Annotated in this window: 10 protein-coding genes and 1 pseudogene; 6 read left to right on the forward strand and 5 right to left on the reverse strand. The window is 70.8% G+C overall.

The window, feature by feature from the left end; all coding sequences use genetic code 11:
• Window positions 1–215 precede the first annotated feature (215 nt).
• From KI385_RS29115 to KI385_RS29130, 4 genes are all read left to right on the forward strand, one after another.
• Entirely contained in the window at window positions 216–395 is a 180-nt protein-coding gene (locus KI385_RS29115; RefSeq protein WP_128503576.1) for an SPOR domain-containing protein, read from the forward strand.
• A 51-nt stretch (window positions 396–446) separates the two neighbouring features.
• Complete coding sequence (locus KI385_RS29120; RefSeq protein WP_238575106.1) at window positions 447–869, forward strand: (deoxy)nucleoside triphosphate pyrophosphohydrolase; 423 nt, start codon at window positions 447–449, stop codon at window positions 867–869.
• A gap of 290 nt (window positions 870–1,159) precedes the next feature.
• Window positions 1,160–1,621: an ATP-binding protein gene (locus tag KI385_RS29125; RefSeq protein ID WP_238577895.1), complete on the forward strand. Its 462-nt coding sequence runs from the start codon at window positions 1,160–1,162 to the stop codon at window positions 1,619–1,621.
• 171 nt (window positions 1,622–1,792) lie between these two features.
• Window positions 1,793–4,462, forward strand: a complete 2,670-nt coding sequence (locus KI385_RS29130; protein WP_238577896.1) for a SpoIIE family protein phosphatase — start codon at window positions 1,793–1,795, stop codon at window positions 4,460–4,462.
• Between the two features lie 65 nt (window positions 4,463–4,527).
• On the opposite strand, the gene KI385_RS29135 is transcribed toward KI385_RS29130, so the two are convergent.
• The gene (locus KI385_RS29135; protein WP_238575107.1) at window positions 4,528–4,905 is read right to left on the reverse strand and encodes an amidohydrolase family protein; all 378 of its coding nucleotides are present in this window, start codon (window positions 4,903–4,905) and stop codon (window positions 4,528–4,530) included.
• A 17-nt stretch (window positions 4,906–4,922) separates the two neighbouring features.
• On the opposite strand from KI385_RS29135, the pseudogene KI385_RS29140 reads away from it, so the two are divergent.
• Window positions 4,923–6,015, forward strand: a pseudogene (locus KI385_RS29140) (RNA-guided endonuclease InsQ/TnpB family protein); the annotation flags it as partial.
• A 72-nt stretch (window positions 6,016–6,087) separates the two neighbouring features.
• Here KI385_RS29140 and KI385_RS29145 read toward each other — a convergent pair.
• The 4 genes from KI385_RS29145 to KI385_RS29160 form a co-directional block, all read right to left on the reverse strand.
• Window positions 6,088–6,906, reverse strand: coding sequence for a succinate dehydrogenase/fumarate reductase iron-sulfur subunit (locus KI385_RS29145; RefSeq protein ID WP_238575108.1), 819 nt, complete (start codon window positions 6,904–6,906; stop codon window positions 6,088–6,090).
• The gene (locus KI385_RS29150) at window positions 6,903–8,855 is read right to left on the reverse strand and encodes a fumarate reductase/succinate dehydrogenase flavoprotein subunit (protein ID WP_238575109.1); all 1,953 of its coding nucleotides are present in this window, start codon (window positions 8,853–8,855) and stop codon (window positions 6,903–6,905) included. Before KI385_RS29150 ends, KI385_RS29145 begins: the two co-directional genes overlap by 4 nt.
• Before the next feature lie 58 nt (window positions 8,856–8,913).
• Window positions 8,914–9,741 carry a hypothetical protein gene (locus tag KI385_RS29155; RefSeq protein ID WP_238575110.1) on the reverse strand — a complete coding sequence of 276 codons (828 nt, stop codon included), beginning with the start codon at window positions 9,739–9,741 and terminating at the stop codon, window positions 8,914–8,916.
• Window positions 9,742–9,845: 104 nt separating this feature from the next.
• Window positions 9,846–10,145 (reverse strand): hypothetical protein, encoded by a 300-nt coding sequence (locus tag KI385_RS29160; protein WP_238575111.1) that lies wholly within the window; start codon window positions 10,143–10,145, stop codon window positions 9,846–9,848.
• A 406-nt stretch (window positions 10,146–10,551) separates the two neighbouring features.
• On the opposite strand from KI385_RS29160, the gene KI385_RS29165 reads away from it, so the two are divergent.
• Entirely contained in the window at window positions 10,552–13,053 is a 2,502-nt protein-coding gene (locus tag KI385_RS29165) for an ABC transporter family substrate-binding protein (RefSeq protein WP_238575112.1), read from the forward strand.
• Window positions 13,054–13,182: the final 129 nt, after the last annotated feature.

The following is a 13,182-nucleotide window of genomic DNA, read 5'->3' on the forward strand; positions in this document are numbered from 1 at the left end:
GTACGTACGCCCGAGCCCATCGGGCCCCACCGGCCACTCGCAGGTCACTTCCGGTTCGCCGGTGCCCGCGGGTGGCCGGTTCGGTACCTCTTTGTGTAAATCCATATCCGGTGCGTAAAGGTCGGGCGTACGCTCGGGCATATGCGGAATGCGATTTCGGCATCAGCAGACGAGGGGCGCGTGACGGCGCGCTACGCGGCGGACGGAGGGGCGCAATGACCGACGGTGGAGCCGTGCTCCCCTGGCTCGTCATCCGCCAGGACGAAGGTGGCAACCGGTATCGCGTCGGTCGTTATGCCACCCGAGCGGAGGCGGAGCGGGTGGCCGACCGGCTCGATACACGTGGCCACCAGCGGCTTTACGTGGTCGAGAAGGCCGACCGCGCGACGACCTGAGGGGCGCGGAGCGAGAAGCGGGACGAGGGCGGGGGACGTAGGCTGCCGCGCATGACGAGCGTGCGCGTAGTGGTGGGCGCGGCGGTGTGCGAGCGCGGGCGGCTGCTGGCCGCCCGGCGCAGCGCACCGCCCGCGCTGGCCGGCCGCTGGGAGCTGCCCGGCGGCAAGGTGGAGGACGGTGAGACGCCCGAACAGGCGCTGGAGCGCGAGCTGCGCGAGGAGCTGGGCGTCGAGGCGAGGGCCCTGGAGCGGATTCCGGGGGAGTGGGTGCTGCGGCCCGGCTATGTCCTCCAGGTGTGGACGGCCCGGCTGGTGTCCGGGGTGCCGCGGCCGCTGCAGGACCATGACGAGCTGCGCTGGCTGCGGCCCGGCGAGGAGGCGCAGGTCGACTGGCTGGACCAGGACCGCCCGGCGGTCGCCGAGGCGATGCGGCGGCTGGCGGCGACGGCCGGGGTGCCGGGCGTACGGCGATGACCGCCGTCCCGACACATGTGCGGTCAAAATCGGCCAGGTCGTAGCCGGAGCGTGCAGCCCTGGCGAGAGCGTGTCGTCATCCGCCCGCCGCTGCCCACGCCCCGCGTACCGCGGCCCCTCCGCCGCGTGAGGTTGCCCGCCTGACGTGCCTGCCCGGCTCCACTGCCGCAATATGCGCTATTTATGCCACAGTGCACCGTTGAAGGCGATACTTAGCCCTCGATATCGGGTATGTCCAAATTGACCCCTTCATGCGGGCCATTCGACGGGGGATGCCATCAGGCTGGGATGTGATCGGCGTGAGCGACAGCGCAGCGGCAGGGGTCCCGGAACCGGGATCCGGAAACGTCCGCAGGCGCGCCAGGGCCACCGGTTCACCGGTCGCCGAATGGAGCTTTCCGGCCGACCCCGGTGCGGTGCGCACCGCTCGCACCGCGGTCCGCCGGGTGCTGGACGACTGGGGATTGAACGGTGCCGCCGATGTGGCCGTACTCCTCGTGAGCGAGCTCGTCACCAACTCCCTGCGCCATGCCAGCGGACCGATCGGCGTCCGGATGGTGCTGCTGAGTGCCGGCGGGCTGCTCGTCGAGGTCTCCGATCCGCTGCCCGACCCGCCGCAGGAGCGCACCGCCACCCCCGATGACGAGGGAGGCCGTGGATTGCAGCTGGTCGCGTGCAGTTCGCGGCGCTGGGGGACCCGGCGTGGAAAGAGTGGCAAGACAGTGTGGTTCGAGCTGTCGGTGGCTGGTTAGGAGACATGTGGAGTCCTGATCGTTGCCATTTCATCGACATTTTGTAGATGGCCTGCGATCGAGACTGTGCTGTGATCGTGAAGACCGTGTTCCGGATAGCCGTGGTACTGGATACTCAGGCTGGTCCGGTCCGGGCACGATGAGCTGGAGGGGACGGGGCTCGTGAGCGAGATGTCATCTGGCGGGGCAGAACCCGCACAGGCCGATGGTCAGGGTGGTGCGGACGGCCCCGGCGACCCAGGTGGCCGTCCGCGCGCGTGCGATCTGCCGGGTCCGCCCGTATGGCAGAGCAGCCGGCCCGGGTCGATCTACGACTACATCAGAGTGGCCTCCTTCTCGCTCGGCCCCGACGGGCGGATCGACCAATGGAGCGAGCGCGCCGAGCAGATGCTCGGCATTCCCGCCCGTTACGCGATCGGCAAGGACCCCGTCGAGGCGTTCGTGCCAAGCGAGTTGCACGAGACCGGCCACCGCAAGGTGTCCGAGATTCTCGACGGCCGGGAGTGGACCGGCCTGGTGCCCTACCGCAGGCAAGAGGGCGGCGAGGCCGACGGGCTCGCCGAGATCTATGTGATGCCCTCCCGCAACGAGGAGGGCGAGCGCGCCGCGGTCTGCGTCTGCGTCGATGTCCGGGCGCTGCGCGGCATCGAGACCGACCTCGCCGCCTCGCAGGCCGTTTTCGGTCAATCCCCCATGGGCTTCACCCTGTTCGGCACGGACCTGAAGCTGCTGCGGGTCAACGAGCGGTTCGCCACCGTCTTCGGCGGCCCGGCGAGCAAGTACCGCGGCTGCACCCCGCACGACTTCCTGCCGCGCTCCGAGGCCGATCGGATGGCCGCCGCGCTGCGCCGCGTTCTGGACACCGGCGAGCCGGTCACCGATATGCAGTTGGTCGGCCTGGTGCCCGGCGAGGACGACCGCCGCCGCTGGTCGGTGTCGCTCTACCGGCTGCACGGCGCCAGCGGCCGCCCGATCGGCGTCGCGGCGCTCGCCGCCGATGTGACCGGCCGGCGCCGGGCCGAGCGCGAGGCCGCCAACGCCCGTCGCAACCTCGCCCTGCTCAACGAGGCCGGCGCCCGGATAGGCAACTCCCTCGACCTGGAGACCACCGCCCGCACCCTCTTGGACGTCGCCGTCCCGCAGTTCTGCGATCTGGCCTCGGTGGACCTCTACCAGGGCCTGCTGTCCAACGACGAGGCCCCGCCCGGCATGAGCGACGGCAGCGCGGAGCTGCGCCGGGTCGCCTTCGCCAGCGCGGTGTCGGACGCCCCGCTCGCCACCGCCTCCGTCCCCGAGGACGCCTCGGACCCGATCGCGGTCGGCGCCGTACACCGCTACCCCTTCAACTCCCCCTGCGCGGGCGCCCTGCGGACCGCCCAGGCGCAGATCATCCCCGGCCGGGAGAGCGACGACGGGCCGGAGCTCGGCGCGGTGGTGCACTCCACCCTCGCCGTCCCGATGGTCGCCAGGGATACCGTCGTCGGGCTGGTGCAGTTCTCCCGTACGAAGGGCAGCGAGCCGTTCGGGGAGCGCGACACGGCGCTCGCCGTGGAGCTGGCCGCGCGCGCCGCGGTCTGTATAGACAACGCCCGCCTCTACCGCCGCGAGCACGAACGCGCGCTGATATTGCAGCGCAGCCTGCTGCCGCCCGGCGACCCCGAGGCGGCCGGCCTGGACATCGCCTGCCGCTATCTGCCCGGCACCACCGCCACCGAGGTCGGCGGCGACTGGTTCGATGTCATCGAACTCCCCGGCCACCGTACGGCGTTGGTGGTCGGCGACGTCATGGGCCGCGGGCTGCGCGCCGCCGTGGCGATGGGTGAACTGCGCACCGCCGTACGGACGTTGGCCCTGCTGGATCTGGAGCCGGCCGAGGTGCTCTCGGCGCTGGACGAGATCGCCCGCGGGCTCGGCGGCGACGGCGACGGCCGCCGCAGCGCGCGCGCCGCGCGCAGCCGGTCCGGGGCCGCCGATCCCGCGCCCGAGACCGGGCGCTCCGCCCGTACCGCCGATCTCTCCGAGGTCTACCTCGCCACCTGCGTCTACGCCGTCTACGACCCCATCACCCGGCGCTGTACGTTCGCCAACGCCGGGCATCTGCCGCCGGTGCTGGTCGAGGAGGGCGAGGACGCGCTGCTGCTCGACGTGCCGCCGGGGATGCCGCTCGGCGTCGGCGGCGAGCCCTTCGAGGAGATCGAGGTCGAGCTGCCGGACGGCGCGCTGCTCGCGCTCTACACCGACGGTCTGGTGGAGTCCCGCGACCATCCGCTGGACGAGGGGCTGCAGGCGTTCCGTACGGCGCTCTCGGGCGCCGACCGCCCGCTGGAGGACGCCTGCGACCATGTGCTGAGCGCCCTGGACACCTCGCACGGCGAGGACGACATCGCGCTGCTGATGGCGCGGGTGCACGGGCTGCCCAAGGACGCGGTGGGCGACTGGAGTCTGGCGCCGGAGGCCCGGTCGGTGGCCCGCGCCCGCGAACTGGCCCGCGAGCAGCTCACGGACTGGGGCCTTCAGGAGCTGGTCGACACCACCGAGCTGCTGGTCAGCGAGCTGGTGACCAATGCGCTGCGGCACGGCCACGGGGAGATCCGGCTGCGGCTGCTGCTGGACCGCTCGCTGGTCTGCGAGGTCTGGGACGCCGATCTCGCCCAGCCGCGCCGCCGCCGCGCCCGGGACACCGACGAGGGCGGCCGCGGACTCCAGCTGGTCGGTCTGCTGAGCGAGGGCTGGGGCAGCCGCCGCACCCCGCGCGGCAAGACCGTCTGGTTCGAACTCGGCCTGCCCGACGGGGAGTCGCCGGCGGCGGATCCGACGGAAGCGCTGCTGAGTCTGTTCTGAGGAGGGCTGCCGGGACGCGGGGCAGGCGGGAGTTCGACGACAGGGCCTACGGCCCACCGGTCGGGTCAGGCGGCGGTGCGCAGGCGCGCCGCCGCCCGCTCCGCCTCCCGGACCACCCGGGCGGTGTCCACCTCCACCAGCTCGCCCTGCGACTTGCGCAGACGGCCGTCGACGAAGACCTCGCTGACGTTCGACGGCTGCCCGTTGAACACGATCTGGCCGGTCCAGTCGAAGCGCGGGGCGAAGTTGAGCGTGGCGGGGTCCAGGACGACGACATCGGCGCGCTTGCCCGGTGTCAGCGATCCGACGCGGTCCGCCATGCCGATGCACTCCGCGCCGCCCAGGGTCGCCATCCGCAGCACGGCCGGGATCGTGGGATGGATCCCGGCGTCCTCGTGCCGGGCCCGCTGGAGCCCGACGGCCGCCTTCATCACATGGAACATGTCCGAGGTGTCGGTGGGTGTGGAACGAGTGTGTGGCCAAGTCCAAGCAGGTCGGGGTCTGGAACAAGACCCGTTCCGAAGGTGTGGACAAGCGGACCTGCGGGCCGGTGCAGCTTGCCGCGATGCTGACCGAGGCGCGTGCTCGTATCCCGTGGCTGCGTGCGGGTGCATGCGTTCCTCAGCAGCAGTTGATACGCGACTTCGGTAAGTCCCGCGCCAAAGCGCTCAAGGACATCAAGGCCCGGCTGCCTGTGCGGCAGCGGGCCGGGATGCCCAAGTACAAGAAGAAGTGCGAGGCGCTGCCGACCTTTGAATACACCAAGCGCGGATTCCGGCTGAAGGACGGGCGCCTGCACCTGGCGGGCGGGATCGCGGTGGCCGTGGTGTGGTCGCGGGAGCTGCCCCAACCGCCGTCCAGTGTGCGCGTCTACCGCGACAGCATCGGGCATTGGTACGCAAGCTTTGTTGTCCCCACGGTGACCGAGGAACTGCCCGTTGCCGGCGCGGTGATCGGAATCGACTGGGGCGTGAAGGAGACCGCGACCACCACATCCGATGCCCACGACCTTCCGCATGCCCAGCATGGAGAGAAGGCCGCGCAGCGTCTCGCCCGGTATCAGCGGATGATGGCCCGACGGAAGCCCAAGCGCGGGCAGCCCGGATCGAAGGGCTACCACGCCGCGAAGAAGCAGACGGCGAAGCTGCACAAGAAGGTGGCTCGGCAGCGTCAGGACACCGCCCGCAAGTGGGCCAAGCGCGTTGTCCGTGACCATGACGCTTTGGCAGTGGAGGACTTCAAGCCGAAGTTCCTTGTCAAGTCCTCGATGGCCCGCAAGGCCGCCGACGCCGCGATCGGCGCCACCAAGGCGGCGTTGGCCGAGATGGCCCGCAAGCACGGGCGGGCCGTGCACCTGGTACACCCCGCGCACACCACCATGGACTGTGCGCAGTGCGGAGCGAGAACCAAGCACGCACTACCTCTTTCCGAGAGAACCTATGCCTGCACCGCGTGCGGAGCCGTATCCCCCAGGGATAAGAACTCCGCCCGCGTGATGCTGGTCCGGGCTGGTCTTCAACCCGGCTAGTGCTGATCGTGTAAGACCTGTTGGTCCGCCGGGCCGCAGGCGACGTGAGCTAGGAATCCCCCTCCTTTACGAGGGGGAGGAGTCAACTCCCCGGGAGTCATTCCGTACGGCGCCGGATCTTGTTGCCGAGCCAGACCAGCGGGTCGTACTTACGGTCCGCGGCGCGCTCCTTCAGCGGGATCAGCGCATTGTCGGTGATCTTGATGTTTTCGGGGCAGACCTCGGTGCAGCACTTGGTGATGTTGCAGTAGCCCAGCCCGTGGTCGTCCTGCGCGCTGCCCCTGCGGTCGATACCGGACTCCGGCGCCGCGTCCAGCGGATGCATGTCGAGCTCGGCGATCCGCATCAGGAAGCGCGGACCGGCGAAGGCGGCCTTGTTCTCCTCGTGGTCACGGACGACATGGCAGGTGTCCTGGCACAGGAAGCACTCGATGCACTTACGGAACTCCTGCGAACGGCCCACATCCTCCTGCTGCATGCGGTACTCACCGGGTGCCAGCTCCGCGGGCGGCACGAACGAGGGGATCTCGCGGGCCTTGGCGTAGTTGAAGGACACATCGGTGACCAGGTCGCGGACGACCGGGAACGCCCGCATCGGCGTGACCGTGATCGTCTCCGTACGGTCGAACACCGACATCCGCGTCATGCACATCAGCCGCGGCCGCCCGTTGATCTCCGCGCTGCACGAACCGCACTTGCCCGCCTTGCAGTTCCAGCGCACGGCGAGATCGGGTGTCTGGGTCGCCTGGAGGCGGTGGATGATGTCCAGCACCACCTCGCCCTCGTGCACCTCGACCTGGAAATCGGCCAGCTCTCCGCCGTCCGCGTCGCCCCGCCACACCCTGAAGTGCGCCTGGTAGGCACCGGCTTGTCCGGACTTCTCTTTCCCGTCCTGTACTGCCTGCGGCTCGCTCACCGGCTCAGCTCCTCGTCCGTCAGATACTTCGCCAGCTCGTCCTTCTCGAACAGTTCCAGCAGATCGCGGCGGATCGGCGGGGTCTCGCGGCGGGACAGCCGGATCTGGCCCAGGGACGGGTCGGCGGCCCGCGCGTCGCACTGCGGATCGGCGAGTTCGCAGACCAGATTGATGTTGCGCCAGCTCCGGTCCATCGTGGGATGGTCGTCGCGGGTGTGCCCGCCCCGGCTCTCCTCGCGCGCCAGCGCCGCCCGCGCCACACACTCGCTGACCAGCAGCATGTTCCGCAGATCGATGGACAGATGCCAGCCCGGGTTGTACTGCCGGTGCCCCTCCACGCCGGCCCGCCGGGCCCGGACCCGCAGATCGGCCAGCCGCTTCAGCGCCTCGGCCATCTCCCCCTCCCTGCGGATGATGCCGACCAGGTCGTTCATCGCCTGCTGGAGCTCCTGGTGCAGGGTGTACGGATTCTCGGCCGGGCCCTTGTCGCGGCCGGCGGCCTCCTCGGCGTCCCCGGCCTCCTCGGCGCTGAAGGGGCGCAGCGCCTCCGCCTCCGCCGCGTCGATCTGCAGCGGGTCGGCCTGTGGCCGGTCGGTCAGCGATGCCGCGTACTCGGCCGCGTGCAGACCCGCCCGGCGGCCGAAGACCAGCAGGTCGGACAGGGAGTTGCCGCCCAGCCGGTTGGAGCCGTGCATCCCGCCGGCCACCTCACCGGCCGCGAACAGGCCCGGTACGCCGGTCGCCGCCGCGGTGTCCGGGTCCACGTCCACCCCGCCCATCACGTAGTGACAGGTCGGGCCGACCTCCATCGGCTCGGCGGTGATGTCCACATCCGCCAGCTCCTTGAACTGGTGGTGCATGGACGGCAGCCGGCGCTTGATCACCTCGGCCGGCATCCGGGTGGAGACATCCAGATAGACGCCGCCGTGCGGAGAGCCGCGGCCCGCCTTGACCTCGGCGTTGATGGCGCGGGCGACCTCGTCGCGGGGCAGCAGCTCGGGTGGGCGCCGGTTGCGCTCCGGGTCCTCGTACCAGCGGTCGCCCTCGTCCTCGCTCTCGGCGTACTTCTCCTTGAAGACGTCCGGGATGTAGTCGAACATGAAGCGCTTGCCCTCGCTGTTGCGCAGCACCCCGCCGTCACCGCGCACGGACTCGGTGACGAGGATGCCCTTCACCGACGGCGGCCAGACCATCCCGGTGGGGTGGAACTGCACGAACTCCATGTTGATCAGCGGCGCACCGGCCAGCAGCGCCAGCGCATGGCCGTCGCCGGTGTACTCCCAGGAATTTGATGTCACCTTGAAGGACTTGCCGATGCCGCCGGTGGCCAGCACCACCGCCGGCGCCTCCATGACGAAGAAGCGGCCGGATTCCCGCTCGTAACAGAAGGCGCCGGAGACCCGCCCGTCACTCTTCAGTACGCGGGTGACGGTGCACTCCTGGAAGACCTTCAGCCGGGCGTCGTACGCGCCGAACTCCCGCTCGTCCTCCTGCTGCAGCGAGACGATCTTCTGCTGCAGGGTGCGGATCAGCTCCAGGCCCGTACGGTCGCCGACATGGGCCAGGCGCGGGTATTCATGGCCGCCGAAGTTGCGCTGGGAGATCCGGCCGTCCGGGGTGCGGTCGAAGAGCGCGCCCCAGGTCTCCAGCTCCCAGACCCGGTCCGGGGCCTCACGGGCGTGCAGCTCGGCCATCCGCCAGTGGTTGAGGAACTTTCCGCCGCGCATGGTGTCGCGGAAATGGACCTGCCAGTTGTCGTGCTCGTTGGCGTTGCCCATGCTGGCCGCGATACCGCCCTCGGCCATCACCGTATGGGCCTTGCCGAAAAGGGATTTGCAGATCACGGCCGTCCGCATGCCGGCCTCGCGGGCCTCGATGGCGGCACGCAGACCGGCGCCGCCCGCGCCCACCACGACCACGTCCCATGCCTGCCGGTCCACATGCGCCATCTGGGGGCACACCTTTCCTTAGGAGAAGCTGTCGTAGGAGTAGTTGGGGCAGTTGCCGTCAGAAGAAGCGCGGATCCTCGAACGCCCCGCTGGCCAGCAGGAACACATAGAAGTCCGCCAGCGCCACGCTGATCAGCGAGGACCACGCGAGCAGCATGTGCCGCTCGTTGAGCTTGCCGACCCAGCCCCACAGCCGGTAGCGCACGGGGTGCTTGGAGAAGTGCCGCAGCCGTCCGCCGACGATGTGCCGGCAGGAGTGGCAGGAGACGGTGTACGCCCAGATCAGCACGATGTTGACGAGGAACACCAGGGAGCCCAGGCCCATATGGCCCCAGTGGTAGTGCTCGTCGCGGAAGGTGAGCGCGGTGTCGTACGTCAGCACCCCGGCGACCAGCACCGCGAAGTAGAAGAAGTAGCGGTGGATGTTCTGCAGGATCAGCGGGAAGCGGGTCTCACCGGTGTACTTCTTGTGCGGCTCGGCGACCGCGCAGGCCGGCGGCGAGGCCCAGAAGCCGCGGTAGTAGGCCTTGCGGTAGTAGTAGCAGGTCAGCCGGAAACCCAGCGGGAAGATCAGGATCAGCAGCGCGGGGGACAGGCCCCACCAGCTGCCGAAGATCTCCCAGTTGGGCCCGCCGCGCATGGTCTCGCAGTTCTCGGCCAGACACGGCGAGTAGAACGGCGAGACATAGGGCGCGTGGTAGTAGTCGGCGTTCGCGAACGCCCGCCAGGTCGAGTAGACGATGAACGCGAGCAGCCCGGCGGCGGTGCCGGCCGGCGCCAGCCACCAGCGGTCGGTGCGCAGATGGCGGGCGGGGATCGCGGCGCGCGCGGCGGAGTGCACGCCGGTCGCGCCCGTAGCTGATGAGGGTTCGGTGCCAGTGGCCAACGTCGGTCTCCGTGAAGGGCGCTCCGTCGGGGCGGGGGCGGATGGTGCACCGCCGGGGCGGGGCGGGACGGGATGAGGGTCGGACGGTGGGGCTGTTTTCGGCGTCAGGGGGCGTGGCCGTTCCTGGAGCCGAGGCCCTCGTCCTCGGCGTCCGTCCACAGCGCGGAGTTGTAGGGGGCGTCGGAGATCGGCACCATCTCTTCGTCGGCGGCGCCCGGACGGCCGGGTGGCCCGGCGGCCACGCTCTGCTTCAGCAGGGCGAGACTCTCGCGCAGATGGTCCGTGTCACTGCGCACCCGGCGGATGTCCAGACCGGCGCCGATCCGCGCCTCCAGTCTTCCCACCGACCGGATCAGTTCGTCCAGGCCGCGTTCAACCGCCGTCAGTTCGTCCTGAAGGGACATAGCACGTGCCCTCACTTTTGAAGGTGTGGTGGGCGATCTCATGCGCCCGAGAGTGTCGCGCGTCACAGTAGGCGTTGGGAAGGGGTCCGGCGCGATTACGACTCGAACCGGTGCGTTTCGGCAACCATGCGCCGCGGCGGAGATCGAACGCCGATACGAGAGCGGGCGGATGTGCGGTCGTCCGTGCCCCTGGAACGTCCCGCCTTTTTCCCGCCCGCGGGCCCGGTGTTGGGCCGGGTGGGTGGCCTTGACGCGGCGGCCGACGTGTCGGGCGGCGGGCCGCGCACCGGTCGCTTTCAGTAGGGGGCCATAGATGTGATGAGCCGCAAAGTCGGCCGAACGTGGTGCGCCGGCCAGCTCTCGGACAGTGCTCGGCGCGGCGCGGGCGAGCCCGGAGGTAACCGTCATGACCGACCACGACCACCCCTCAGGCCGCCGCGCGGTGTGCCGCGGACGCCGCAGTGCCGCGCTCATCGTGGCGGGGGTGCTGCTCCCGCTGCCGGCCTTGACCGGATGCAGCGGCGACGACCGCGAGGCGTCCGTCGCGGCGTCCCAGGACATCGCCCCCGCGCCCCGCAGCGAGCTCAAGAGCGGCGGCACGCTGCGCTGGGCGATCGACGCGATGCCCGGCACCCTGAACGCCTTCCAGGCCGATGCCGACGCGACCACCGCGCGGATCGCCGGCGCGGTGCTGCCCAGCATGTTCACCGTCGACGCCGCCGGCACCCCGCAGCGCAACGCCGACTACCTCGACGCCGCGGAGATCAGTGCCCGCGACCCCAAGCAGGTCGTCACGTACAAGATCAACCCCAAGGCGCGGTGGAGCGACGGCACACCGATCACCGCCGCGGACTTCATCGCCCAGTGGAATGCCCTGCGCGGCAAGGACAACGCGTACTGGACCGCCCGCAACGCCGGCTACGACCGGATCGGCAAGGTCGAGCAGGGCGCCGGCCCCCGGGAGGTCAAGGTCACCTTCGCCCGGCCCTATGCCGACTGGCGGTCCCTGTTCACACCGCTCTACCCCAAGAGCGTGATGGGCGACGCCAACGCCTTCAACGATGCCGCGCGTGAGCAGCTCAAGATCGGCGCCGGACCGTTCCTGGTCGGGAAGCGGGACGCCGAGGAGGGGCGCGTCGTCCTCGTACGCAACCCGAAGTGGTGGGGCGAGCCCGCCAAGCTCCGCACGATCGTGCTGCAGTCGCTGCCCGGGGACAAGCGGGCCGCGGCGCTGGCCGACGGGAGCATCGATGTCGCCGCGGTCGACCAGATCGCCGCGAAGCGGGTCGCCTCCGCCCTGCGCCCGGCCGCCTCCGGCTCACCCAGGAAGCCCGGCTCCGGCAACGCCGGCCCGCAGGACGACGGTGCGCGGGCCCAGGGACGCTCCGAGGCCAGGTCCGACGCCAAGACCGCCAAGACCGCCAAGACCGCCGCCGCGGAGAACGCGGTACTGCGCGGCTACACCATCCGCAAGGCCCTGGAGCCCGCCTACACCCAGCTCGCCCTCAACGGCAGCAGCGGGCCGCTGGCCGACGACCGGGTGCGTCGCGCGGTGGCCCGCGCCATCGACCGGCAGGCGCTCGCCGATGTCGTCCTCGAGCCGCTCGGCCTGCCGTCCAAGCCGCTCGGCAGCCATCTGCTGATGGCCGGGCAGCACGGCTACGAGGACCACAGTGATGCGCTCGGCGGCCAGGACACCGGCGCGGCCAAGGCGCTGCTCGCCGACGCCGGCTGGAAGGGCGACGGCACCGACCGGCAGCAGGCCGGCGAGAAGCGGGGCGCGTCCGCTCCCCGTGCCGGGCGCGATGCCGACGGATACGGGTACGACGACGGCGACGAGCCGTCGGACGACCGGTACGGGGACGGGCCCGACGGCGACCGGGACGGGTACGACTTCCCCGGCGAGCAGGGCGACGGCGTGTACGACGGCGATGCGGACGGCCGTAACCCGGGACGCCCCATTCCCGGCCATGCCGGCGCGCCCGTCCGGGGCGACCACGAGGCCGGCGCCCGGCCCGCCGCCGCCGAGGCCCCGCTGTCCTTCATCGGCGCGGTCGGCTCCGAGGTGCAGCAGGCCGCCCTGCTGCGGCAGAGCGCCTCGTTCTACAAGGAGGCGGCGGCCAGTGAGAAGGAGGACGCGGACGGTGACACCGGGTCCTCGGCGTATGCGCGGTACAAGCGGTACAAGAAGCGGGCGGCACAGACGCTGACCGCCGCCGAGCTGATCGAGAACGGCCAGCCCCCGCAACTGCCCGGATCCGGCGGCAACCCGGGCGCCCGGCACATCGGCGCCGCGCGCTCCTACGACGCGGTCCGAGTGGCCGGGCCGGCCGGCGGCAAGGCGGCCCGGGTCGCCACCGTCAAGAAGGACGGCAAGCCGCTCACCCTGCGCTTCGTGCTCCCCGACGGCACCGGTTCCGAGCAGCTGCGCGCCGTCGGCCGCCGGATCGCCACGATGCTCGGCAAGATCGGCGTACAGGCCTCCCTCCAGCGGGTCTCCGACGCCAGCTACTTCCAGGACCACATCGCCTCCGGCGACTACGACCTGGCGCTGTACTCCTGGCCCGGCACCGCCTACCCCGCGACCGACGCCCGGCCGATCTACGCCAAGCCGCAGCCCGCGCCGGACGGCTCGCTGACCGTCGAGCAGAACTACACCCGGGTCGGCACCGACCACATCGACCAGCTCTTCGACCAGGCCGCCTCCGAGCTGGACGAGGGCGCCGCGCACACGCTGATGGAGCAGGCCGACGCCCGGATCTGGGCGGCCGCCGGATCGATTCCGCTCTACCAGCGGCCCGCGCTGGTGGCCACGAAGAAGTCGCTCGCCAACGTCGGCGCCTTCGGCTTCGCCACGCCCCGCTTCCAAGACATCGGTTACAAGAAGCCAGGGCTTCCCCAAAGCTAACAATCGGTAAGAAACCGCAGGTCAGGTGGTGTGCACACGGGCTGCGGCGGGTAATGCCGCCGCGGCCACGTACCATGGGGTGAGGCCGTGGCGTGTTTGCCCGGCAGGCGCGCGTACCGGATGGACGTG

It is taken from the genome of Streptomyces inhibens, assembly GCF_022221585.1.
Lineage (GTDB): Bacteria > Actinomycetota > Actinomycetes > Streptomycetales > Streptomycetaceae > Streptomyces > Streptomyces inhibens.